The organism is Paracoccus beibuensis, from assembly GCF_026162625.1.
Lineage (GTDB): Bacteria > Pseudomonadota > Alphaproteobacteria > Rhodobacterales > Rhodobacteraceae > Paracoccus > Paracoccus beibuensis.
Window position 1 is genome coordinate 1 of the sequence record NZ_JAOTBD010000014.1, and the last position, 24,716, is coordinate 24,716.

The 24,716-nt window shown below is 64.7% G+C and carries 20 protein-coding genes and 1 pseudogene; 15 read left to right on the plus strand and 6 right to left on the minus strand.

What is annotated here, in order from left to right:
• Positions 1 to 169: pseudogene (locus OC159_RS20355) on the minus strand (IS30 family transposase); the annotation flags it as partial.
• Between the two features lie 250 nt (positions 170 to 419).
• Between OC159_RS20355 and OC159_RS10490 the strand changes: the two are divergent.
• The 3 genes from OC159_RS10490 (at position 420) to OC159_RS10500 (ending at position 3,157) form a co-directional block, all read left to right on the plus strand.
• Positions 420 to 1,001 carry a hypothetical protein gene (locus OC159_RS10490; protein WP_265501101.1) on the plus strand — a complete coding sequence of 194 codons (582 nt, stop codon included), beginning with the start codon at positions 420 to 422 and terminating at the stop codon, positions 999 to 1,001.
• 198 nt (positions 1,002 to 1,199) lie between these two features.
• Entirely contained in the window at positions 1,200 to 2,204 is a 1,005-nt protein-coding gene (locus OC159_RS10495; protein WP_265501102.1) for a glycosyltransferase, read from the plus strand.
• 44 nt (positions 2,205 to 2,248) lie between these two features.
• Complete coding sequence (locus OC159_RS10500; protein WP_265501103.1) at positions 2,249 to 3,157, plus strand: glycosyltransferase family 8 protein; 909 nt, start codon at positions 2,249 to 2,251, stop codon at positions 3,155 to 3,157.
• Between the two features lie 2 nt (positions 3,158 to 3,159).
• On the opposite strand, the gene OC159_RS10505 is transcribed toward OC159_RS10500, so the two are convergent.
• From OC159_RS10505 to OC159_RS10515, 3 genes are read right to left on the minus strand one after another with little or no spacing between them, the layout of a single operon-like run.
• On the minus strand, positions 3,160 to 4,167 hold the full coding sequence (locus tag OC159_RS10505) for a glycosyltransferase family 61 protein (RefSeq protein WP_265501104.1): 1,008 nt from the start codon (positions 4,165 to 4,167) through the stop codon (positions 3,160 to 3,162).
• Positions 4,164 to 4,982 (minus strand): CpsD/CapB family tyrosine-protein kinase, encoded by an 819-nt coding sequence (locus OC159_RS10510; protein WP_265501105.1) that lies wholly within the window; start codon positions 4,980 to 4,982, stop codon positions 4,164 to 4,166. The genes OC159_RS10505 and OC159_RS10510 overlap by 4 nt, the downstream gene beginning before the upstream one ends.
• Positions 4,983 to 4,999: 17 nt before the next feature.
• A complete protein-coding gene (locus OC159_RS10515) occupies positions 5,000 to 6,517 on the minus strand; it encodes a GumC family protein (RefSeq protein WP_265501106.1) in 1,518 nt (505 codons plus the stop codon).
• A 289-nt stretch (positions 6,518 to 6,806) separates the two neighbouring features.
• Here OC159_RS10515 and OC159_RS10520 point away from each other — a divergent pair, with 289 nt between their 5' ends.
• Entirely contained in the window at positions 6,807 to 7,571 is a 765-nt protein-coding gene (locus tag OC159_RS10520) for a WecB/TagA/CpsF family glycosyltransferase (RefSeq protein WP_265501107.1), read from the plus strand.
• A gap of 4 nt (positions 7,572 to 7,575) precedes the next feature.
• On the opposite strand, the gene OC159_RS10525 is transcribed toward OC159_RS10520, so the two are convergent.
• The gene (locus OC159_RS10525) at positions 7,576 to 8,466 is read right to left on the minus strand and encodes an ExeA family protein (protein ID WP_265501108.1); all 891 of its coding nucleotides are present in this window, start codon (positions 8,464 to 8,466) and stop codon (positions 7,576 to 7,578) included.
• A 415-nt stretch (positions 8,467 to 8,881) separates the two neighbouring features.
• Here OC159_RS10525 and OC159_RS10530 point away from each other — a divergent pair, with 415 nt between their 5' ends.
• From OC159_RS10530 to OC159_RS10545, 4 genes are all read left to right on the plus strand, one after another.
• A complete protein-coding gene (locus tag OC159_RS10530) occupies positions 8,882 to 9,586 on the plus strand; it encodes a sugar transferase (protein WP_265501109.1) in 705 nt (234 codons plus the stop codon).
• 69 nt (positions 9,587 to 9,655) lie between these two features.
• Positions 9,656 to 12,187 carry a tetratricopeptide repeat protein gene (locus tag OC159_RS10535; RefSeq protein ID WP_265501110.1) on the plus strand — a complete coding sequence of 844 codons (2,532 nt, stop codon included), beginning with the start codon at positions 9,656 to 9,658 and terminating at the stop codon, positions 12,185 to 12,187.
• Positions 12,188 to 12,327: 140 nt separating this feature from the next.
• On the plus strand, positions 12,328 to 12,936 hold the full coding sequence (locus OC159_RS10540; protein ID WP_265501111.1) for a polysaccharide biosynthesis/export family protein: 609 nt from the start codon (positions 12,328 to 12,330) through the stop codon (positions 12,934 to 12,936).
• Complete coding sequence (locus tag OC159_RS10545; RefSeq protein ID WP_265501112.1) at positions 12,933 to 14,294, plus strand: hypothetical protein; 1,362 nt, start codon at positions 12,933 to 12,935, stop codon at positions 14,292 to 14,294. Before OC159_RS10540 ends, OC159_RS10545 begins: the two co-directional genes overlap by 4 nt.
• On the opposite strand, the gene OC159_RS10550 is transcribed toward OC159_RS10545, so the two are convergent.
• Positions 14,284 to 14,886, minus strand: a complete 603-nt coding sequence (locus OC159_RS10550) for a hypothetical protein (RefSeq protein ID WP_265501113.1) — start codon at positions 14,884 to 14,886, stop codon at positions 14,284 to 14,286. The two genes, OC159_RS10545 and OC159_RS10550, sit on opposite strands and share 11 nt — an antisense overlap.
• A 98-nt stretch (positions 14,887 to 14,984) precedes the next feature.
• On the opposite strand from OC159_RS10550, the gene OC159_RS10555 reads away from it, so the two are divergent.
• The 7 genes from OC159_RS10555 (at position 14,985) to OC159_RS10585 (ending at position 24,660) form a co-directional block, all read left to right on the plus strand.
• Positions 14,985 to 15,263: a hypothetical protein gene (locus tag OC159_RS10555; RefSeq protein ID WP_265501114.1), complete on the plus strand. Its 279-nt coding sequence runs from the start codon at positions 14,985 to 14,987 to the stop codon at positions 15,261 to 15,263.
• A gap of 402 nt (positions 15,264 to 15,665) precedes the next feature.
• Positions 15,666 to 16,733, plus strand: coding sequence for a glycerophosphodiester phosphodiesterase family protein (locus OC159_RS10560; protein ID WP_265501115.1), 1,068 nt, complete (start codon positions 15,666 to 15,668; stop codon positions 16,731 to 16,733).
• A gap of 179 nt (positions 16,734 to 16,912) precedes the next feature.
• Positions 16,913 to 18,229, plus strand: coding sequence for an oligosaccharide flippase family protein (locus OC159_RS10565; RefSeq protein ID WP_265501116.1), 1,317 nt, complete (start codon positions 16,913 to 16,915; stop codon positions 18,227 to 18,229).
• A gap of 123 nt (positions 18,230 to 18,352) precedes the next feature.
• Positions 18,353 to 19,336, plus strand: a complete 984-nt coding sequence (locus OC159_RS10570; protein ID WP_265501117.1) for a polysaccharide pyruvyl transferase family protein — start codon at positions 18,353 to 18,355, stop codon at positions 19,334 to 19,336.
• Positions 19,337 to 19,434: 98 nt separating this feature from the next.
• A complete protein-coding gene (locus tag OC159_RS10575) occupies positions 19,435 to 20,379 on the plus strand; it encodes a glycosyltransferase (protein WP_265501118.1) in 945 nt (314 codons plus the stop codon).
• On the plus strand, positions 20,376 to 21,326 hold the full coding sequence (locus tag OC159_RS10580) for a glycosyltransferase family 2 protein (protein ID WP_265501119.1): 951 nt from the start codon (positions 20,376 to 20,378) through the stop codon (positions 21,324 to 21,326). The genes OC159_RS10575 and OC159_RS10580 overlap by 4 nt, the downstream gene beginning before the upstream one ends.
• A gap of 388 nt (positions 21,327 to 21,714) precedes the next feature.
• A complete protein-coding gene (locus tag OC159_RS10585) occupies positions 21,715 to 24,660 on the plus strand; it encodes a right-handed parallel beta-helix repeat-containing protein (RefSeq protein WP_265501120.1) in 2,946 nt (981 codons plus the stop codon).
• The last annotated feature ends 56 nt before the right edge of the window (positions 24,661 to 24,716 follow it).

Here is a 24,716-nt window from a genome sequence, read left to right on the forward strand (position 1 = left end):
ATCGGGGCGCCGGTGCAAAGCCAGCCTTTGCCGCGACAACGCCAAACACCGAAGCGGCATGCCTGCCCAAAGCCCGCCCGATACCACTCAGCGTCTCCCCGGCCTTCCAACGGCGCCAGAGTTCGGTCTTCTGATCATGCGACAAGCCCGGGCGACCGGTTCGTGCCATCGCGGGTCCCTCCAGAACATCTCGGATCAAAGATGTTGCGCTGACAGGTTGAACCCACCGGTGGCTTCCATGACAGTATCATGACGCGGCCCCGCTGGCGGGGCAGGCTGTTCTTAAAGCCCGGTATTCTTTTTCGCATCAAGTTGATAGCAATAGGATATCCGAGGACTGATCTCGTGAATATGCGGAGAACTGCATCATGCGTGCGTATAGACTTGTGGTTGTTTTGATCGCCGTTCTTTTCGGTTCGATGGCTTCGGCCGCGTCCGTTCAGAACATCGATGTCAGGCTCGGCTTTGCCGGGCACACGTATTACAATACCATCGTGCGGAATTCTTCCGGAGAGGTCCTCTTTCCGGACGAGCCCGAGATGCTGGGCGGCGTGCTTGAACAGGCAGACGACATCTGGGGTCTTCCCCGCCTGTTCGATTTCGCGGTCGGAGAGGTCCTGCGCCTGACCGCCACGATCGACGACGGCCCCGACGGCGGCGTTCTGTCCTGCAACCTGGGCGGGCTGGACTGCGCGACGGGGGCCACGCTGGACGCCAACCCGACGGACCCGCTCAGCATCTTTTACGGCACCACCGGCTGGTTCCGTGGCGGCCTGACGCCCGGCAGCACGCTGGACTATGACCTGCTGCAGTTCGCCGTCAACGTACCCACCGAAAGCGGCGATCTGGCCACCTGGTTCGTCCTGCGCGGCGAATTCGACGTGCTCGAGGACCAGCCCCAGCCGGCGCCGGTTCCGCTGCCGGCCCCTGCGCTGCTGCTGCCGGTCGGCCTGGCGGGCCTGGCGATGCTGCGCCGCGGGCAAAAGCGGCAAAGGGTCTGAAATCCCGGTCGCTTTGGCTGGGCTTGCCGCATCAAGCTGCTATGGTCCTGCCCAAGAGTGACGACAGGACCATCGACCTTGCCCAGCTTCGGCCACAGCCTCCGGGCCCATGCCGCCCGCCGGCGTCTTGACCGCAGATACCAGCCGATCGCGCGGTCTGTCCTGGCGGCGGGCTTTTCGCGGCGGGCCCGGAATCGGGTGCTGATCCTTCACCACCCGAACCGGATCTGCTGGGCCAGCATCTATCCCTATTTCCATTACGGCGCCGATCTGGCGGGCCGCTATGGCGTCGACCTGCGGGCCCTGCCCATCGATCGGATCTTCGACACCAGCGCCCCTGCGGCCGACATCGTCCTGATCCAGCCCTGGTTCACCGAGGATGTCGACCGCCTGGCCGATGCCATCGCCCGCTACCGGGCCCGTCATGACCCGACGCGCGTGGTGTTCTTGGACAGCTTCGCCCATGTCGACCTGCGCTTCGGAAAGACGCTGGAGCCGCTGGTCGATCTCTATCTGCGCAAGGGCCTGTTCCGCGACCGCAGCGACTTTCTGACGCCGCGGCTTGGCGACACGAACCTGACCGAATACTACATGACCCTTTATGGCATTCCGGGTCAGGTGGTGGACTGGCAGGTGCCGCCGGCCCTTCTGGACCGGCTGGGGCTGATGCCGAACTTTCTGACCGCGCCGCACCTGATGCCGCATTTCAAGGGCCTGCCCCCCGACCTGCAGAACCGTCCCATCGACCTGCATGCGCGGATCGCCACGAAAGGCACGCCCTGGTATCAAGCAATGCGCGAACATGCCGCCCGGGTGACGCAGGACCTGCCCGGCATCGTCACCACCCCGCGAGAGCGGATCGACCAGGCGCTTTTCCTGGACGAGATGCGCCAGTCCAAGCTCTGCTGGAGCCCCTTCGGCTATGGCGAACTGTGCTGGCGCGACATCGAGGCCTTCATGACCGGTGCCGTCCTGGTCAAGCCCGACATGGGGCATCTGGACAGTCAGCCCGACCTTTATCGGCCCGGTCAGACCTATCTGCCGGTCCGATGGGATTTCGCCGATTTCGAGGACGTGGTCCGCCGCGCCCTGGCCGATCCCGACACCTTGCAACAGATCGCACGAACGGCCTTCCAGGCCTGCCGCGATTATCTGGACCGGAACGGCTTCGTGGATGGTTGCGCGGCGCAGTTGAAAGTCTAGACAGAGAATGTCGCACGACACGCCCGCGACACAAAGGAGCCTTCATGAAAACCCTGCATGTAATGATGTGCGCCAACGACGCCTATGCCATGCCCCTGACGGTTGCGGCGCATTCGTTGCTGTTTCATGCAGGCCATGATGTCGCCGTGGAAGTGCATGTCATCTCGGACGGGATTTCGGCGGATAACAAAGCGCGGGCGGAACGGTCTTTGGCCTCGTCGCATCCGCATGCGAAGGTAGTCTGGCGGGAAATCGATACGTCCCAGTTCGACGGCATCAACTTCCGCCATTATTCAATCGTCACGTTGTTCCGTCTGCTGCTGCCACAGTTGTTCCCGCCCCAGGTGGACCGGGTGCTATATATCGACTGCGATATTGTGGTCGAACGCGACATCTCGGAACTGTGGGACATCGATCTGGGCGACAAGGCGGTCTGGGCGGTCCAGAACGGCACGGACGATGACTTGGAAAATTACGTTCTAAAGAAATTTCCAGAAATCACCGCCCCCGCCGATGGGCGCTATTTCAACGCCGGCGTGATGCTGGTGAACATGGCCGAATGGCGCCGTCAGGACGTTTCCGCCCGCACGCGCGACTTCCTGCAGTGCCACAGCGAGCGACTGGGGTTTCCCGACCAGGATGCGCTGAACGCGGTGCTTGCGGGGCATTGGGGGCACCTGCACCCGCGCTGGAACAAGCAGATCCTGCGCATGGGCCAGCCCGAGGCCGCCGACATCGGCGATCCGGGCATCCTGCACTATACCTCGCGCAAGCCCTGGACGCGCGACTATATCCAGCGGGCGAAATGGGCCTGGCACCGCGCCTATCTGCGCAGCGGGTGGCAAGGGCGCGCGGCCGCCTGCCTGACAACGGCGCGGCTCTATGGAACGCAGCTGTGGCGGTTCGGCAGCCAGCGCACCGGCGGGCGGATCGCGCGGCTGCTGAACCGCTGAGATCAGCCCTCTAGCGCGCGTTCCAGGGACACCGGATCGACCTCGAAACTGTCCAGTGAATGCTGGCGATAGATCGGGGCCGACAGGTCATAGGCGGGGCGGACATATTCGGGCTTAAGCCGCCCGCGCACCCCGGTCCACCGGCAGCCGACCTGCTGGGCCATCAGGCGATAGAAATCCGTCATGTGCCCGCAGGGCAGGATCTCGACCAGGTGGCGCAGGGGCGCGTCGGGATGGCGATAGAGCAGCGGCGCCAGGCCCGCGCCATGGATCGCGACGATTGTTTCGGCCGTGTTGAACAGCTGGAACTGGTCGGCCGGGGACAGGTCCTCGGGGTAGACGGTGGCAAAGCCGCGGGGCGCCAGGACGCTCTCGATCTCGGCCTGGTTCGAGATGCTGCGCGCGCCCCGCCGGGACAGGAACAGGTGCCGGGGCAGGTCCGGGCGGGGGCCGTCGAACAGTTGGTCGATGACGCCCGCCGCCTTCAGCCAGCGGCGGCGGTCGGGGATGGTGATGTTGCGGCTGAACCCGAAGGCGGCACCCGGCCCGGTCACCGCCCCGTCTGCGCATTGGGTGCGCAGGCCCAGGTAATCCGCCGCCTTCAGGATGAAGCCCGGCGTCCCTGCCGGCAGGATCAGGGTCATCCCACCGGGGGGCAGGTCCAGCCGGCGCATCAGCTCGAACGCCAGGGGGGCGTGCAGGTTGAGGAAATGGGACCAGTTTTCCGGACTGACGAAGCGGCAGTCCATGCCCAGATCGCCCTGCAACGGCACCGGGCCGGGGCGGCGGCGCAGCAGCGCGCGCCAGCCCTTGCGGGAGGCGGGGGCGGCCATGCGGTCCACCCGGCCATAGGGGACGGTGCCGCCCGGGACCTGACGCCCGGGCAGGGTGATCTCCTCGCAGTCGGCAACGGCGCGGTCGGTCAGGAAGGACCGGGCGGTGATCAGGCGGGACGGCTTCAGGCTGCAGCCCTGGACGGGAATTTCGGCGGTCAGGGCCTGGTCGCTCATCCAGCGCCTTCCGCGTCGAACTTTCCGTCGCTGTGGCGATAGCCGTTCAGCACCACGCCCAGCACGTTGGTATATTCCGCGACCTCGCGTTCGCAGCTGTCGAAATCGCCATAACGGGTCTGGTCGGCCCGGGCCAGGATCAGCGCGCAGTCCACGTGCTGCAGGAAGGCCCGCGCATCGTCGCCGATCAGGATCGACGGCAGGTCGAAGATCATGATGTCGGGATCATAGTCGGCCTGGATCCGGGACAGCGCGTCGCGGGTGCTGTCGGCCATCAGCAGGCGGGTCGGATCGGGATCGGGAACACCCGACAGGGCCAAGGCCAGGTTCGGCCCCACGCGGACAGCATGGTCGGAGAAATCGGTCTCTCCGCGCAGCAGCGGCGTGATCGACGGCGCGTCGCCCAGGCCCAGCTTCTGCGCGACCGTGGGCGCACGAAGGTCGAAATCGAACAGGATCGTGCGCAGTTCCGGCTGGCGGCCAAGCGCCAGCGCCAGGTTGACCGAGGTCGTGGTCTTGCCGGCCCGCGGCATGGGCGAGGTGACGGCCAGCCGGCGCCAGCCGTTCTGGCGCATCTGGTAGAGGATCTTGGTGCGCAGCACGTCGAAGGGCGTCGATTCCATCGAGGCGTCCTGCGACAGGATGCGCGCCTGGATCAGCGTGTTGCGGGTCAGGTCGACCGGCCCCAGGGCGGCCCACAGCCCGTCCCGACCGTCGGGGCGCGGGGCAGGCTTTTCGACCGGGGCCACGGGCGCCTGGCCCTGGGCGGCCCGCTGGCGGCGGGCAATCTCGAGCGCGGCTTGCAGTTTTTCCATGAGGACCTTCCCGGCAATCAGCCGAAACCGAGGCGCGAGACGACTTTCTGCGCCAGCACGTCCAACGGCATGTATTGCGTGTGCAGCCCCCACAGCCCAAGCGGGATCAGGACCAGGACGGCAGCGATCAGCGACAGCGCCACCATGCGGCGGTGACGCCGTTCGTGCCGCGTGTCGATATAGGGGATGACGGCCAGGGGCGTGATCTGGAAACGCGAACGCAGTTCACCGGGGCGGCGGATGGCGTTGTTCAGGATCTCCATCACTGCGAAGAAGCCGCCGGCCAGGCCCAGGCCCAGGCCGATGCCCATGGCCGCGATCTTCTGCCGGTTCGGTCCCGAGGGCCGGTTCGGCACGGTCGCGGCCTCGAGGACCGTGATCTGCTGCCCGCGCGAGGACGCCTCGATCCGCTCCACCGTGCGCGCCTGGCTGAGATCGGCCACGGCCGCGTTGTAGCGGGCCTGGATGTTGGCCTGGTCGCGTTCCAGCGCGCCAAGCGCGATGGAATTGGTGGCCGTGGCGGCCACGGCGGCCTGGATCAGCTCCAGCTCGCGGTTGGCCTGGTCAAGCTCGGCCTGCAGCGCCGTGGTGCGGGTGTCGATCTGCGACAGGTTCACGTCCAGAAGCGAATTGCCCGTCGCCTCTTCGGGGTTGCTGCCCACCTGTGCCTGCACGACGCCTTCGGCGGCGGTGATGCGGTTGCGCAGCGCCCTGACGCGCGGGCTGTCCTCGGTATAGATGCCAAGGACGCTGTTCAACTCGGCACGCAGCTGGGCCAGCTGCTGTTCGGCGGGGGTGGCGGGCTGGGCGGACTGGCGGATGCTGCCGGTTTCCTCGAACAGGCGCAGCATGTCCTCTCGCTGCGTGTTCAGGCTGGCGATCTCGCTTTCCAGGCGCGAGATGCGTTCCTGCAGCAGCGACTGGCGGTTCTGGTTGTAGGTCAGGTTTTCAGGCAGCGCATTGGCGTTCTGGCGCTTGAAATCCAGGATGCGGGCGTTCTGCTGGTCAAGGTCGGCGCTCAGCCGCTCGGCCTCTTGCTGATAGAAGCTCAGCCGCTCCTCGGCCCGGCCTACGCGGTTGCGGGTGTTGGTGCTGAGGACCAGCGTGGTGAATTCGTTGACCACCGCCGCCGCGACCCGCGGATCGGGCGAGGTGAAGCTGACCGTCATCATCGTGGCCTGGTCGCGCCCGCCGCTGCGGTTGATCGAGGCGCTGGAGCGCATGCGCTGCACTTTTTCGTCGACGCTCAGTTCCAGGTCGGCGGGAAACACGTTCAGCTTGTTGGCGATGTCGATCAGGTTGGCGCGGGTCATCAACTGCTGTTCGATGATGTCCAGGCTTTGCGCACCGCCGGTCTGGCCGCCGTCTTCCTGCAGGATCTGCGGATCCTGGACAAGCAGGCGCGCCGAGGTCGTATAGGTCGAAGGCGCCCGTATGGCGGAGACCGCCCCGAAGGCCGAACAGACGATCACCAGCGCCAGCATCACCGGCAGGCGCCGCAAGAGAAGCGACCAGTAAAAACGGATGTCGATCATGGGCAGCCCCGTGGCGACAGCGGTCGGCCTCTGATGCTGCTTTCGGGATACCAAGTCACTTCGTCAAACTCTCCACTGGAACAAGGGTTGTATAGTCCTGACAGACAAGATTTGGCCAGCATGCAGAGCGGATCGAAAGCCATTGTTTAGGCAAAAGTGACATTATCTTTCTCCGTCGCCCGCGATTTTCCGACCTGACGCAACGGCAGGCATTCCGGGCAAGCCTGCCCTTCCGGCCTTCGGGTCTTCGGGCTATGAGGGATGCGACTGCCAATGAACGGGGCTTGCCATGATCGACTGGTCCGCACGACACCAACCCGGCACGGCCCTGCAGGTCAATGTCGCGACGCTGCCCGCCCTGCTGGCCGACCTGCGGCGGCACTTCCAGAGCGGCCGCGGCTTCGCGCTGGCCACGCTGAACCTGGATCACCTGGTCAAGCTGCGCAGCAATCCAGCTTTCGCCAGCGCCTATCGGGCCCACAGCCATGTCACCGCCGACGGCAACCCGGTGGTGTGGCTGTCGCGCCTGGCGGGGCGGCGGGTCGACCTGATCCCCGGCTCGGACCTGGTCGGTCCGGTGACGCGTCTTGCGGCCGAGACGGAAACCCCCGTCGCGCTGTTCGGCGCCACCGAGCAGGCTCTGGCCGCGGCCGCGACGGCGCTGTGCCGCGATGCGCCGGGGCTGCGCATCGTTGCCCGCATCGCGCCGCCGATGGGGTTCGATCCGGCGGGTCCCGCAGCCGACGCGGCCATCCGCGACATCGGCGCATCGGGCGCGGGGCTTTGCCTGCTGGCGCTTGGCGCCCCAAAGCAAGAGATTTTCGCCGCCCATGCCGCCGCCCGCCTGCCGCAGACCGGGTTCATGTCGATCGGGGCAGGGCTGGATTTCCTGGCCGGGACGCAGGCGCGGGCGCCGCGATGGGTGCGGCGGATCGCGGCGGAATGGCTGTGGCGGCTGGCCAGCAGCCCGCGCCGCCTGGCGGGCCGCTATGCCCGCTGCTTCGCGATCCTGCCGGGGCAGGCGCTTGACGCGCTGCGCGCCCGCAGGGGGTGATCCGTCAGGACAGGTCGCGCTTGACCTCGGCCTCGCGCGCGAGGACCAGGCGGGCCGGCGGGCGTTCGGCAGGCTGCGCCGTCAGGATCAGCCCGTCGGCGATCAGCTCCTCGATCACTTCGGACGTCACGACCGGATGGCCCCCCGCCGCGCCATAGACCAGCGCCAGGTCCGCGATCTTGTTGATCATGCGCGGGATGCCCGCCGCCTCGGCATGGATGCGCGCGGCGGCCGCGCCGTCGATTTCATGGCCCTTTCCGCCGGCCTGGACCAGCCGGTGGCGGATATAGTCGGCCGAGCCCTTCATATCGAAACCTTCCAGGTGAAAGGTCGCGCTGACCCGCTGCGCGAACTGGCGCAGTTCGGGGCGGGTGATGATCTCTCGCAGTTCGGGCTGGCCCAGCAGGAACAGCTGCAGCAGCTCATCCGTGCCGGAATTGATGTTGGTCAGCATCCGCAGTTCTTCCAGCATCTCGGCGCCCAGGTTCTGCGCCTCGTCGAAGATCAGCACGACCAGCCGGCCGGCGGCGTATTCTGACAGCACGAAGTCCTGGAAGGTCTGGAACAGGCGGACATAGTCGGCCTCGGACGGGGCGGGGATGTCGAAGGCGTTCAGGATCCAGCGCAAGAGGTCGCCCCGGTTCCCCCGCGCGTTCGAGATCAGCCCCACCCGCATCTGCGCATCGGTCTGGCGCAGCAGGGCATGGATCAGCGTGGTCTTGCCCGTTCCCACCTCGCCTGTGACGACGGTCAGGGGCGCCCGCGTCATCAGTCCGTATTCCAGGACGGTGAACGCCTTGCGGTGCCGGTCGGACCAGAACAGCATCGCGGGATCGGGCAGGATCGAGAAGGGACGGACCCGGAAGCCGTAGTGATCAAGATAGAACTGGCTCACGACTGGCTCCGTGGATGATGCGTGCCCTGTATAGCCTGCGATGCCCTGTCCGACCAGACAGGGGCGGTCACGTAACTGTCTAAAAACAGGGGCACGCCCGGAGGCCTATCACGAATCAAATCTTAATGGATGCCGAGGTTTTTGCAGCCGTTGGCAACCTGAAGTAGATTATAAATAATTAAATGCAACTTAATCGTAATGTCGGTCCCGGAAAATAGAACCAGCCCCCCCGACATACCGATAAAGTTTTAATCAATCTTTAAAGTTGCGGTTCAGATTGTCGAAATGGCGTGGTAGCGTGCACGGGCTGGCATAGGATGGACGGTGGCATGTGTAGGTCGCTTCAAGTTCTTCCGGGTGCGGTTGTCAGCAAGTGTCCACGGTAAGTTCTCCTGCGGGAGAGGAGTTTTCGACGATGACGATACGGGCAACAGATTTCGAACCTGCCTTCTCTGCACACGACCTTATTCGCGAACCTCGCCTTGTCCCGGCCCTGGGCCACGCCGCGCGCGGGGGCATCTATCGCAACGGCGTCAAGCGCCTGACCGAAACCTTCCTGATCCTGGCTGCGGCACCTGTCGTGCTGCCCCTGATCCTGCTGATGGCGCTGGTCATCGCCTGCGACGGCGCCAACCCGTTCTTTGCCCAGAAGCGGATCGGCCAGGGCGGCCGCGTGTTCCGCATCTGGAAGCTGCGCACCATGGTCGCGGACGCCGAAAGGCAGCTGACGACCTATCTGGAGCAGAATTCCGAAGCACGCGAGGAATGGGCCCGGACGCAGAAGCTGAAGAGCGACCCCCGCGTGACCTGGATCGGGCGCGTCCTGCGCAAATGCTCGATGGACGAGCTGCCGCAGCTGTTCAACGTGCTCAACGGCACCATGTCGCTGGTCGGCCCGCGGCCGATGATGGTCGACCAGGCCCCGCTCTATTTCGGGAAGGCCTATCACCGCCTGCGCCCCGGCATCACCGGCCTGTGGCAGATCTCGGCGCGCAACGAATCCGAATTCATCGCCCGCGTGCGCTATGACGAGGTCTATGACCGCTGCCTGTCCTTCCGGAATGATCTTGGCATCCTGCTCCGGACGGTTAAGGTGGTGCTGCGCGGCACCGGATACTGAAGCCGCGGCCATTTCCGCGGGCAAGCGCCAGAAGGCCGCGACCGCGCCCGAGTAACGAGATCACCTGTCATGACCGCCGATAACGTCACCCGCCCTGCCCGCCGCAAAGGCCGGCAAGCCGGGCTTCGCCTGTCTGTTGCCCTGGCGCTGGGGCTTGGCCTGGCCGCCTGCAAGACCTCCGAGGAGCAGGCCGAGGAATATTACCAGTCCGCCGTCGACCTGGCCCAGAAGGGTGATATCGACCGCGCGATGGTGCAGCTGCGCAATGTCTTCAGCGAAGAAGGCACCCATTACGAGGCCCGCAAGATGCTGGCCGACCTGCACCGCGAACAGGGCCGCACCAGCGAAGCCTACAGCCAGTACCTGCGCCTGGCCGAACAGTATCCCGACGATCTGCCGACCCGCATCGCCCTGGCGCGCCTGGCGGTCGAGACCTTTCAGCAGGAAGAGTTCGAACGCCACGCCATCCGCGCGCAGGAAATCGCGCCCGACGATCCCGACGTGCAGGCCATCAACCTGGCCTATCGCTATCTGAACGTCGAGAATGACGAAGAGGCCCGGCAGGAGGTGGTGAAGGCCGCCATGAGCCTGGCCGAGACGCGTCCAGACGACGTTCTGCTGCTGAATATCCTGCTGGACCAGGCGGCGCGCGACAAGGACCTGGAACGCTCGGGCGAACTGATCGACCGGCTGATCACGTTGGAGCCCGACAACCCGCTGCGCTATCGCCAGCGGCTGGCATGGCTGGCGGAGCGGGGCGACAAGGCGGCCCTCGAGGCGCATCTGCGCGCCACGATCGACCAGTTCCCCGACGATGTCGAGGCCAAGGCGAACCTGGTCAACTTCTATGTTTCGGAAGATCGCATGGGCGATGCCGAGGCCTATCTGCGCGAGTTGGCCGAGGCCGCCCCCGAGGGGGACAACACCGCCCGCATCGACCTGATCCGCTTTGTCGAGATGACCCGCGGCCCCGAGGCCGCGCGCGAGGAAATGCAGAAGGCCCTGGATGCGGGCGGCGACCCGATGGTCTTCGGCACGCTGCTGGCGGGGACCGACTACGCCGCCGGCCGCCGGGACGAGGCGATCGCGGCCGTCCAGGCGCTGCTGGAGGAGCGGCCCGAACCCTCGGCCGAGAGGCGCAACGTCCAGGTCCAGCTGGCCCGGATGCTGTCCGGCGCGGGCCGCGACGACGAGGCCCGCCCCATCGTGTCGCAGGTTCTGGCCGAGGAAGCGGGCCATGTCGGCGCACTGAAGATGCAGGCCGGATGGGACATCGAGGCCGACCGTACGGACGATGCCATCCTGGCGCTGCGCGCAGCCCTGGACCACGATGCCGACGACACCGAGGCGCTGAGCCTGATGGCCGACGCCTATTACCGCGCCGGAGAGTCCGACCTGACGCGCGACTTCCTGGCGCGTGCCGCCGAAGCCTCGGGCAATGCGCCGTCCGAGACGCTGCGCTATGCCCGCTCGCTTCTGGCCGAGGGGCGCACTCGTCCGGCCGAGGACGCGCTGCTGCCCGCGCTGCAGAACGATAACGACAATGTCGAGCTGCTGTCGCTCTTGGGGCGCGTTTACCTGGAAATGCCGGACATGCCGCGCGCCAAGGGGGTCACCGACCGCCTGACCGAGATCGGCAGCCCCGAAGCCGTCCGCGCCGCGCGCGAACTGGAAGTGGCACAGCTGAGCCAGGAAGACGGCCAGCAGGCCGCGCTTGAATATCTGCAGGACCTGGCCGCGCAGGGCGAAGGGTCGATCGAGACGCAGTTGGACCTGCTGCGCGCCCGGCTGAGTGCCGGTGATCTTGACAGCGCCCAGTCCCAGCTGGACCAGCTGTTGGCGGATCAGCCCGACAACAGCCTGGTCCGCCAGGCCCAGGCCGCGCTGGCCGCTGCCAGGGGCGATGCTGCCGGTGCCCGGCAGGTGCTGGACGCGCTGATCGCCGATGTGCCATCCGATCCGGCGCCGCACCTGATGCGCCTGCGCCTGGTTGCACAGGCGGAAGGCGCCACGGCCGCCGTCGAGGCCGTGAACGCAAGCCTGGAGCAGCTGCCCGACAACCCTGACCTGCAGTGGGCCAAGGCCAGCCTGCTGGAGGCCGAGGGCGATGTCGACGGGGCCATTGCGATTTTCGAGGATCTCTATGCGCGGCAGTCCAGCTCGATCATCCTGGCCAACAACCTGGCCAGCCTGATCGCGACGCATCACGCTGACGACCCCGAACGCATCGCGCGCGCCACCGTCGTGGCGCAGCGCCTGCGCAACACTACGGTGCCGCCCTTCATGGATACCTATGGCTGGCTGTTGCACCTGAACGGAGACAGCGAGGCGGCACTGCCCTATCTTCAGGGCGCGGCCGAGGGCCTGCCCGGGGACGCGGCGGTCCAGATGCATCTGGGTATCGTCCAGGCCGCCCTTGGTCGCGTCGACGAGGCAGAGGCGCAGCTGGCCCGCGGCCTGGAACTGGCAGGCGAACTGCAGGGCAGCACCGTGACCGCTGCCAGGACGACGCTGGAAAACCTCCGTGCGCCCGCGCCGGACCCCGATGCGGCTGCCGCCCCCGAAGGGGCTGCGGCGGAAGCGGCCAGCGAAACCAACTGAGCGCTGTCGCCCCAAGGTTCTTGTGGCCTTGGGGCGACAGCGTCCCGTCAACCGGGAATTAACCGGTGCGGAGTAGATGAAAGAGTTGCGCCGTCGTGGGCATATCTGCCTTATTGATCGGCAGAGGGAAGGAAGACGTGATGAAAACCCTGTTGCGCATGCTGTTGGGCCTGGCCCTGTGCCTGCCCCTGTTCTGGACCGCCGGCGCCGAGGCGCAGGAATACCGCGTCCGGTCAGGCGACCGGCTGACGATCGAGGTGCTGGAGGACAATACCCTGAACCGCACGGTTCCGGTGCTGCCGGGGGGGACGATCAACTTCCCCTATGCCGGCAGCCTGCAGGTGGCGGGGCAATCGCCCACCGCGATCAGCAACCGCATCTCTCAATCGTTGTCGGGCGTGCTGGCCTCGCCGCCCACGGTCTTCGTGTCGGTCGCGCCGCTCGAGCCCGTTCCGACGATGGAGGCGCCCGAGGAGGTTCTGATCAACGTCTATGTCATGGGCGAAGCCTCGGCGCCCGGCGCCAAGACGGTGCCGCCGGGGACGACCTTCCTGCAGGCCCTGTCCCAGGCCGGCGGCCTGACCCCCTTCGCCGCGACCAAGCGCATCCAGCTGCGCCGTCCGTCGCTGCCCGGCCAGGTGGTGTCGATCAACTACGACGCCATCATGCGCGGCGCCGCCATGTCCCAGGACCCGGTCCTGGCCGAAGGCGACGTGATCATCATTCCTGAAAGACGGCTGTTCGAATGACCTTTTCCCGGCCAGCTTCGCCGGCCTCCAGACGCCTTGCGGCCGCCCTGCTTCTTGGGGCGGCATGTCTTCCCCGGGCCGCCGCCGCGCAGGATGAGGATCTTGCGCCCCGCGCGCGGCTGACGGTCACGCAGCAGCTGTCGATCGACGACGGCAACCTGATCGGCGTGACGCCCTTGGACCTGTCGCTGCAGACGGGAACGCGATCGCAGATCCTCAGCTTCTCGGCTTCGGCCCCCTTGCGCCAGGGCGACCCGGAAGATGACAACTTCCTGGGCGTCGGCGACCGGCAGGCGCGGCTGCTTTATCGGCGTTTCGTGCGTAATTCCTCGATCGAGGTTCAGGGCCGCTATGTCGATGCCGACCTGGAACGGCTGATCTTCTTCGACGACATCATCGACGACATTGTCACCCTGGACGGCGGGCGCAGGGCCGACAGCTCTCTGCGGGGGGGATATGCCTTCGGCAGCCAGTCCAAGCTGGGGGGCGAATTCAACCTGGGCTACCTGGACCGCACCTACAAGGATACCAGCGACCCCGACCTGACCGACAGCAACACCGTCGAAGGCAGCGGCACCATCTATCTGGAGCCCACGCCCCTGATCCGGGCCCGGATCCTGGCCTCGGGGTTGGAGACCGACAGCGATGGGGGGACCGACACGCGCAGCCACCGCTTCGGCGCCGGCGCGTCGATGCAGGTCAACCGCCTGGTCAACCTGGATGTGGAGCTGGCGCAGGCCCATACCCGCCGCGAGGATCAGCAGGATGGCAGCGTCGAGGAGAGCGATGGCCTGTCGGTTCGGTCGTCGCTGACCTATCTGCGGCCCGATGGCGAGGTCACCCTGTCTCTGAGCAGCGATCCGGGCACCAAGGGACGACGCGACCGGGTGCGGATCGGCCGCAGCTTCGAACGACCGGGCTATGAGTTGGCCATCGGCGCCGGTCTTACCCGGCTGGACGAGGGCGATCCCGATCCCACCTTCCAGCTGACCTATTCCACCCAGCCGAGCCGCCTGTCCAGCCTGAGCGCCAGCCTGCAGCGCGAAGCGATTTCGGATCTGGACGGCAACGAGGCGATCAACACCAGCCTGCGCAGCAGCTATTCCCGGCAACTGTCCGAACAGTCCTCGATCGGGATTTCCCTGTTCTACCGCCAAAGCGAAGTGCAGCGCGGCGACAAGGAGGATGCGCGCAGCACGGCCCTGGACATCAACTATTCCCACGCGATCGGGCGCGATTTCTCAGTGGTCGCCGGCCTGAACGTGACCCGGTCACGCGAAAGCGGCGGGCTGCGCGACGACGATGACGAGGAACGGATCTATGTGGGGCTGAGCCGCAGCTTCGACTTCATGCCGTAAGGCAGGTCAGCCTGCGGTGCCCGACCTTCAGCATCAGCGCGGCCAGTGCCACGACCAGGAACAGCCCCGACCCCGACAGCGGCACCGGCGCCAGCGGGGGCAGGTCCGGATCTTCTCCTCCGCCCGTATGGGTGTCGTCACCCGGCCCCGGGTCGGGACGGGGCCCCGGCTTTCCATCATCCGGCCTGTCGTTCCCGCCGCTGCCGCTGCCCCCGAAAAACCCGGGAAATCCGCTGGTTCTGCCATAGTTCTGGGCTGCTCCCGGCGTCGGTGTCGCCAAAAGATGCATGCCAGAGGCAGGCAGTTCGGGAAGAAAGGGCATCGGCATGTCGGGCAGGAAGGCGAAAGCATCCACCGGTCCGTCATACTTTGCCAGATAGGCGTCGTCGCCCGACACGACCAGAACGGCACGGTCGCCATACTGATCGCGCTGCATGACCCAGGCCGCGGGGCGGAAGCCCATGCCGGGAAAGAAGCTCAGGCAGGGCTGTTCCACGGAGCAGAGGGGCTGCTCGGCCAGATCGGGAAGATCCGACAGGCAAATTAGCCCCTCGACATCCGCACAGACCACAGGGTCGTCGGAGATGGCCATCTGATTACTGGTTAAAGAGGTCACTAACTACGGGTTTATGAGTAGCCAAAAACCGCAAAAGAGCGAACTTATCCTTTCGGTCAGGTTGCGGAAGCTTCTTGGTTAATTATCTGAAGTTTAACAACTTCCAGTTGATATGGCGCAACCTGACCGAGGGAGCCGAAGTCCGGCGGGTGATGCCGCCGCAAGCACAAGCACGAATTGCGCCAGAAAAGGCTTCATTCGTGCTGTGGTTGTTATTATCTTATGGATATACGAATCGTGGCGGGCATGCCGAGGTGGCAAGCGCAAAACGCTTCAAACTTGAATTGATGCTTGCTTGGTCATCGGCCGCCAAAGCCTCAGAATGGGGCATCTTCTGCACAGGGGACTCTTGAAATGATCGCCTTGGTCCTTTTCCTCGCCGTGTCAGGATCGTTCCTGTCCTCGGGTATGCTGCTTGTGCAGGGTGCTTCCTGGGGCATGGTCGGCCTTGGCTATGTTGCGGGGGGGTGGGCTGGACTGGCGGTCGGGGGCCTGCTTCTGGCCTTGTGGCGTCTTCTTCTGAATGTACCTGCCCTGTCGAATCTGACACCGGCAGAAGATCGGTCATGATCCGTCCCCGGACCTGACGGTCGGGAAAAGAGTTGCACGGCCTGAACGTCGCTTCTAGCGCGGTGATTTCGCATGTCGTGCAAAATTTCATCCGCCTGTTACGTGATGTCGTCTTTCTGTTAACCTTTTCCTCAAATGTCCCCCGCAGCGCCCCATCCGGGGCCTGACACCAATGGGGGACATTCATGAGAGCGACTTTCCTGAAATTCGCAGCCGGGCTTTCGGCCGTGGCTATCCTGGCACCGGCCGGCCACGCCGCCACCTATGACACACTGACGGGCGAAGCGCCGATCGTCGTCGCCCATCGCGGCGCCAGCGGCTATCTGCCCGAGGAAACGCTGGGGTCCTATGAACTGGCCATCAGGCTGGGCGCCGACTACATCGAGCCAGATGTCCAGATGACCAGCGACGGCCACCTGGTCGCCATGCACGATTCCACGCTGACCCGCACCACCGATGTCGAAGACCTGTTCGAGCAGCGCAACGGCAGCTATCGCGTCGGCGACTTCACCCTGGCCGAGATCAAGTCCCTGACGGTCAACCCGACCGGCGCCCTGTCCAAGCCCGACTCGACCTATCCGGGCTTCACGCCCAGCATGGCCGATCCCTACAAGGTTCCCACCCTGGACGAGGTCCTGGGCTTTCTGGCCGACTACAACAGCGACAACGGCACGTCGGTCGGCATCTATCCGGAATCGAAACATCCGTTCGATGCCGAAAAGAACGCCAAGATCGTCCAGAGCCTGAAGAACCACGGCTTCACCGACGCGACCGACAAGGTGATCCTGCAATCCTTCGCGCGCGAATCCGTGATCGACCTGGGCAACCTGCTGGGCCAGAACGGCATGATCGCCGAAGTGGCGCAGCTGGGCTCGGTGCGCCAGGAAGAGGGTGCCTATGGCGTCAGCGGCAGCGACGGCTTCTACAACCTGGAAAGCATCGCCCAGATCGCAACCGGCGTCGGCGTCAGCTATGGGGGCATCACCGAGGCCTTCATCCGCGAAGCGCACGGCCTGGGCCTGAAGGTCCATGCCTATACCTTCCGCCCGCTGAGCGAGGAGGAAGCCTTTGCCATGATGACGCCGCTGCTGTCCTGGGGTCTGGACGGGTTCTTCACCGACTATACCGACTTTGGCCGCACGGTCGTGGACGCGATGCAGCCGGCCCCCGTTCCGCTGCCCGCTGCCATGCCGATGCTGCTGGCAGGCCTGGGCGGCTTGGCCTGGATGCGCCGCCGCAAGAAGGCGGCCTAAGCGCCAATCTGGCGGAAACGTCCCGTTATCCCGGGCAGATGGCCCGGGATGACGCCTGACACGCACCCACTGGTCACCGCAGCGGGAATTTGGCACAAGCTGGGCCAGACGCAGAGGTGGCCAGAAGGCTTGCCTTCGACAACGTCACCCCATCGCGTTTTCAAGGTTGCTGGGTCTTCATGCTCAAGTTTCTCAGTTCGACCAGCGGGCGCGGCGCAAGCTGGACCACCTTCGGGTTTGTCGCCAGCTATGGCATCCGGCTGCTGTCCACCCTGGTCCTGACACGGCTTCTGGCCCCGGACGTCTTCGGTCTGATGAGCCTGGCCTGGGTCTTCATCGGCGCCATCTCGATGCTGAGCGATATCGGCACGATCCCGTCGGTCATCCGCAGCCCGCGCGGCGACGAGAAGGTCTTCCTGGATACAGCCTGGTCGATCCAGGCCATGCGCGGCCTGTGGATCGGCGGGCTGACGCTGCTGATCGCCTGGCCGGTGTCACGGCTTTATGACGAGCCGCAGCTTTTCCCCATCATCTGCGCCATTGCCGTGATGCCGGTGATCGGCGGGTTGAACTCGATTGCGGCAGCGACGTGCCGGCGCCACATGCAACTGCGGCAACTGACGCTGCTGGGCATGTTCTCGCAGATCTTCACGACATGCGCCAATGTCGCCTTTGCCTGGTGGCTGCAATCGGTCTGGTCCCTTGTTCTGGGATCGATCGCGGGTGCGCTGTTCGGCGTGATCCTCAGCTATGTCTGGCTGCCGCGCTATCGGCCCCGACTGACCTTCGATCGGGATGTGATGGCCGAGATCGTGACCTTCGGCCGCTGGATCCTGCTGGGCACGCTGTTCACCTACCTGGGCGGCAAGGGCTCGACCGCGATCATGGGTTTCGAGGTTCCCGTCGAGATCCTGGGGATGATCACCCTCGCGTCGACCATTGCCTGGGCCTTGGGTGATCTGGTCAGCCGGGTCCTGGACCAGGTGGCCTTTCCCACGATGGCCCGGCTTCACCGCGAGGGGCGGCCGCTGAACTCTCCGGTCGACAAGGTCAAGAAGATCAGCCTCTTTGCCATCCTGCCCTGCTTCCTGGTCCTGAGCTTCGTCAGCCAGCCGCTGATCGATCTGCTTTATGATCAGCGTTACACCATGGCTGGAAGTTTCCTGGCCCTGCTGTCCCTGAACGGCGCCATCGGAATCCTGTCCATGCCCTATCAGAATGCCATGCTGGCCGCCGGAAACAGCCGCGGCCATTCGATCGTCATGGGGGCCTTCTCGATCTCGCGAATCGTGCTGATGGTGATCGGCGCCCATTTCTACGGTATCTACGGGCTGCTGACCGGGCTCGGCGCGGGTGGTCTTGTCACCTACGCTATCTCGATCTGGATGGCCCGCAAGAGCGGGATCGGCAGCCTGGCATATGACCTGATTTTTCTTGCCATCACCTTGCCGGTATACCTTTATACCCTGACGACACTGGGGACACCGCTCGCCTGATATAATCTGTTTGAATCCGGCGGCCTGTCCTGAATACCCTGGACAAATAAGTGCTGTTGAGATCAATTTTTTATCGGGTGGGTTATGGCAGAAGAACGAACGTCCTCCTCCGTGAATAGGGCGATGCTGGATATCTATCGCTCTTTCCTGAAAGATATCAGGGAAGACGCCCGGAATTATTCGGTGGTCGATTACCCTGCATACAACAACATGGGGGACCTCGCGATCTGGATGGGGCAACGGCAGGTCTTGCGCGATGTCTTCAGGAAAGACCCGCGCTATGTCGCGTCGCAGCAGGACTATCGCAAGGATATCGACAAGTTCTGCACGGACGGCATCATCTTCATCAATGGCGGCGGGAATTTCGGAAACCTGTGGCCGTCTCACCAGGAATTCCGCCTGCGGATCATCCGGGACTATCCCCACAGGAAGATCGTCCAGCTTCCCCAGTCGATCTGCTTTTCGGGGCCCGAGCATCTCGAGGAGACGAAATCCCTGATCGGGTCGCACAAGAATTTCCACCTCTGCGTTCGGGATCAGACGTCCTTCGATTTCGCTGTGCGCGAATTTGATTGCCCGGTCTATATGGCACCCGACGCGGCGCACTGCATTCCCACGTATTCGGCGGAAACTGCGACAAGGGAAATATTCTCGCTTGTCCGGCGAGACAAGGAAAGTTCGATCCCCGACCTTCGCGATCTTCTGTCCCAGTACGGTCCCACGGCGGATTGGGAAGGGATCGACCGGTATTTCTATGAAAACGAGGGTGCCATCGACAGGCTTTTCCGGCGCAGGCTGCAGTACAAGTTTTCATCTTCCAGGATCATGATGTCATATCGGCTGAAGATGTATGATCGCCTGGCCCGGAACTCCATCGACAAGGGCACTAAGCTTCTGTCCCAGGGCGAAATGATCGTCTCGGACCGCCTGCATGCGCATATCATCTGCGTTCTGATGGGCAAGCGTCACATCGCCATCGACAATGCGAACGGGAAGGTCGGGGAATACATCAGAAAGTGGGGCGACTTCGGCTTGACCCGCTTGGTCGAATCCAGGAAATCGCTGCTGCAAAGTCTTGAAACCTCGCGACCCTTGCCTGCGGTTTGACAATCGCGGCCCTGGGCTGGATACCGGTCCAAGCAAGCACCAGCGGAACCTGCAGGTCCGGGTGATTTCAGACGTGCCGAAGGATGCCGGAAGGGAAGATGACCTTAGAAGATGCCGGTAATCCGGTGCGGCTTTCCGTGGTCATGCCGGTATTCGACGCCGCGCGTTATCTTCCCGCGGCGTTGGACAGCGTCCTGGGGCAGAGCTTTGCCGATTTCGAATTCCGGATCCATGACGACGGCAGCCGGGACGACAGTTGGGCGATACTGACCGACTATGCGGCCCGGGACGCGCGCATCCGCATCAGCCGGGGGCCGAACCAAGGTTTGCCCGCGACGCTGAACCGGATGATCAAGGACGCCTCGGGAGAGTTGATCGCCCGGTTCGATGCCGACGACCTGTGCCTGCCGGACCGCTTTGAAAGGCAGGTCGCCCGGTTCGACCGTGATCCCGGCCTTGTGGTTTCAGGCGGCGCGGCACAGATCATCGATGCAGACGGTTATCCTATCTCGGTCAAGTTTCTGCCGCGAACCCATGACGACATCGACAATCTGAACCTGCGGGGCAAGACGTCGTTCCAGCACCCCGCCGTCATGATGCGCCGGGACGCGGTGCTGGCCGTGGGCGGGTATCACCCGGATTTTCACGGCGCCGAGGATCACGACCTGTGGCTGCGCCTGGCCGAGATCGGGCGGCTGGAAAACCTGCCGGACGTGCTGATCCGCTATCGCATTCATGACAGCAGCATCAGCAGCACCAAGCGCGACCTTCAGCGCCAGCTGTGCCTGCGCGCCTGCAAGGCCGCATGGCAGCGCCGCGGCATCACCGACGGGCGGTTCGAATACCAGGAATGGCGGATGGGCGACGACGCGCAGTCCCGGCTGGCCTTCACCATCGATTATGCCTGGCAGGCCTGGTCGCATGGCTATCGCGGCAGCTGGCGTCACTATGCGCTGAAGGCGCTGCGCCAGGCGCCGTCGTCCAAAGCCGCCTGGAAGGTGCTTCTGGTCGGGGCGCTGCGTCGCCCGAAGGTGCGGTCATGACTGACGTTTCGGTCGTCATGCCGGCGCGCAACGCCGCCGCGACCATTGTCGAGGCGCTGAACTCGCTGCGCGACCAGGCCCCCCTGGCCGAGATCATCGTGATCGACGACGGATCGACCGATGACACCGCCAGCCGCATCGCTGCCCTGAACGACGACCGCATCCGCATCCTGCCCGGCCCGCAGAGCGGCATCTCGGCCGCGCTGAACGCAGGCTTCCTGGCCGCGCGTCATCCGCTGGTCGCGCGGTGCGATGCGGACGACCTGTATCTGCCCGGCCGGCTGGCGACCCAGGTGGACTGGCTGTCACGCCACCCGGATCATGTCGCCGTCTCGGGCGGGTTTCTCAGCCTGGACGGGCGCGGGCGGATCCTGGCGCGACTTGCAGCCGAAGGTCCCGCACGCGAGGTGACCGCAGATCTGCGGTCGGGCCATGCCGTGACCCACCTGTGCACCTGGCTGATCCGGCGCGAGGCGCTGCTGAAAACAGGGGGGGCGCGTTCCTGGTTCGTAACGGCCGAGGATGTCGACCTGCAGTTCCGCCTGTCGTTTCTGGGCCCCGTCTGGCACCTGCCCGACCCGGTTTACGGATACAGGCTGCATGATGGCTCGATCACGCATGGCCGCCGTGCGGCGCAGTTGACGTTCTACGATATCGCCGCCCGCGATTTCGCGCATGAGCGGGGCCGGACGGGCACCGACGCGCTGGAACAAGGATGCCCGCCCGACCTGCCGGACTTCCCCGATGAGGACAGTCCCCGAAACACCGCCGCCCGGCAGATGGCGGGGCATCTGGTGTCGCAGGCATGGCGCTGCCACCTGAATGGCCAGCGCGGAACGGGACTGCGCCTGATGGTCCGGGCCTTGGCGCAGGACCCCTGGACGTGGGGCCATTGGCGGGGGCTGGTCGTGATGACGGCCAAGTCGCTCTGTCCAGGACGCAGCTGAGGCAGGACGGACGGCATTGGCCGCGGCCATTCGACCAAAGTCCGATTTAACCTGACCAACCGAAGCCATTCCAATAGCTTTCAAGAAATGGCGCGACATTCGTGTTGCCGCCGGGTCGGGATTTTTTTCGTGCGGGGGCCGGTTAAGCTGGTCAGGAATTCGGGTGGTGCAAAGTCATGTCACACTCTGGCGATAGACGATCAATCAATTCGATGCAGCACATTCAGATATTGCACATGCAAAAGCAGCATTCCGCCGAGAGCGGGCTCTCCACCTTTCAACCCCAGCGATCTCTGCTAGGTGCTGCGCCTATCAAAGAGGCCCTCATGGCCCGAACGCACTCTCCGCATGATCAAAGGGACAGCTAATGCTTTTGCGCGACCTTATTATGGCCATACCCAGTCTTGCCACGCCACACCAGCCGCAGATCCGCACCGAGCAAACCACCTTTGCCAATCCGTTCCAGATGGAGCAGCAGCTCGAAACGGGTTCTTCGAACCTGCGCGAATTCTATCAGGCCAACAATGTGGATGCTGCGCGGCCGGCCCTGCCTGTGAATACCGAACCCCAGCCCGAACCCCAGCCCGAGCCCGAGCCCCAGCCCGAACCTGAACCCCAGCCCGAACTGCCGCCCGCAAGCGATCCGCTCGAGCCGGGAGCGCAGTCGGGTTCGGCCATGGCCGGGCGTGTCACCATACTGGACCTGGACGTCGAGAACCCCGAGAACGTTCAGGCGGTGCGCATCCTGGAAGGCCCGGAACATGGCCACCTGAGCGTCAATCCCGACAACAGCCTGGCGCTGGTCCTGTCCGAGGATCCCGACCAGACGCAGGACCTGACCTTCCAGTACGAGGTCACCTTTGCGGATGGCAGGACCCAAGTCGTCGACACATCGGTCAATGTCGAGGCCAGCGCCGAACCGGAAGGTTGGGGCATGGGCAACTTCTACATGCTGGAACAGAGCCCGTCCGGTGAGGTCGTCGTCGAACATGGCGACAACCACCGCAAGGTCTACGTGACAGCGGGCGAACACGGCCTGAGCCAGGAAGACATCGCCAGGGCCGAAGGGCTGAGCGCCAAGAAGATCACCAGCGAATGGCTGCGCGATCATCCCGAATACGGCGCCGCGCCGGACAAGGCGCTGGCCGTGGACGTGGGGATGAGCCTCTGGTACGACGCCACCGGCCGCCGCGAGGCCCCCAATTCGAACTGGTTGCTGTTCGAGCGGGGCTATGAATACGGCGACGTGGGCCGGGTGATCAACCGCGGCGCCTCGGGCGAAAGTGCGCTGCACCCGCAATATGTCGGCGCCTATGGCGAGGGGGCCGATCCGAAACTGTCTGGCGGCATCCTGATCTTCCAGGAGCTGAGCTCTCACATCGTCATCCAGAACCTGGACGTGTCGTCGATGACCCTGCTGGGTGGCGAAAACATCCTGCTGGACGGCATGACCTTCACCAAGGACATGGTCAACCTCAAGAATACCGAGGGCCTGACCGTCCAGAACTCCGAAATCTTCGACGTGGCCAAGGACGAGCCGTTCAACGACGCAAGCACCTGGTGGGCTTCGCAGAACCGGACGAGCGGCATGTACCTGTCGGGCGTCGAGGGCGGGCTGCTGCGCGACAACGTGTTCGACCGCAATGGCTGGGCGGAAGGTTACGACTACAACCTGTCGTCGTCCGACCCGATGCCGCCCAGCATGTATAACCATAACCTGTATGTCCAGTCGACCAACGAAGACATCACCGTGCGCGACAACATCTTCATGCGCGGTGCGTCCTTCGGCGCACAGGTGCGGCCCGGCGGCGTGATCGAGGGCAATACCTTCATCGACAACAACGCGGCTGTGAACTTCTTCCACGGCCACAACTATACGCTGCTGCTGGACAACCTGGTGACCTCGGCGGGCCACAAGGCGGTCGCGGACTATCAGGGCGGCCAGTCCTACGGGATCGATAACTATGGCAAGATGTCCAGCCTGATCGGCAACGTGATCGCCCACCTGGCCGATCCGAAGAATGCCGCTGAACAGGCCGAGAAGGTGATGAACCAGAAAGACCTGGAGAACTGGGAGGGCAACTATACCAACGACACCCTCGTCTATCGGTGGGCCACGACGGAACGTGGCGCCAAGGACAACCCGAACCAGAATGTCGATGGCCTGGACACGGCCGTGCTGGACCAGACCACCATCCAGAACTTCGCCTCCGACCTCCTGGGCAAGAAGGGCGCGACGATTTCAGACCTGGGCGACTTCCTGCGCGCGCAGGCCGGCGGCAAGCTGGACGGCGTTGTCGATGCCGACGTGATCAACGCGTTCTTCCGCGAAGGCTTCGGCCTGTCGACGGAACTGCGCGGCGCAAGCGAGATGCTGCGCTTTGTTCCCGACGATCGCGGTGACGGCATACGGTGGGACAACCGCCTGAACTGGAACACCGAAGACATGCCCGGCACCCAGGACGGCGACAGCGTCGACCTGGGCGGCAACCGGGTCCTGTTTGCAGCGCAGACGGTCACGGTCGACGACTTCGTCTTTGGCGACAACGGCAACCTGAAGGTCAACAGCGGCCGTCTGAACATCGACGGCGATCTGTCGGTGGCCGATGACGGCAACCTTCTGCAGGTCGACAATGCCGGACAGGTCTGGATCGACGGATATCGCGACAGCGGCGTGCTGGAGATCGACATCCGGGGTGGCCGCTTTGCCAATGCCGGCGACGTGGCGGGTCCGGTCCAGCTGGCGCTGCAGGACGACGGACAGGTCATCCTGGCAAGCTCGGGCGGCAGCTTCGAGATGGGTGAGGGCAGCAGCCTGTCCATCACCGGCAAATCTGGCAAGATCGGCTTCGATGGCGCCACGGACGACGCCGCGGTACTGCGCATGAACGACGGTGCGGAACTGTCCTTCGTCGCCTCGGAAACGGGCTTGGGCAAGCTGGCCGAGTTCCGTTCGGGCGCCATGGGCGAGACGAACGAGGTCACCTCGGGCGTTCGTCTGGACGGGGCGCTGAACATCGACCTCTCTGACTGGAGCGGGTCGAAGAAGGCCGGAACCAGCCTGCTGATGGATGTCGACCAGCTGGTCGGGACCTTCGACCAGATCGACATCCTGGGCCTGGGCGACCGCCAGGACGCGCTGGTCCGCATCGACTATGTCCGCGACGAGATCTCGTTGGTTCTGGGCGACGACGGCAAGGGCAGCGGTGATATCCGCATGGTCACGTCGGGCGAGGAAACCTTCGTCGACTACAGCGACGACGCTGCCCTGACGCAGTTGTGGGACGCGCTGTTTGCCTCCGCAGGCGAGTTGGTCGACAACCCGCTGCAATAGATGCAACCTGCACGCGGGATCCTGGTTTTCGCGTGCAGCCCTCTTCATCCCGGCGG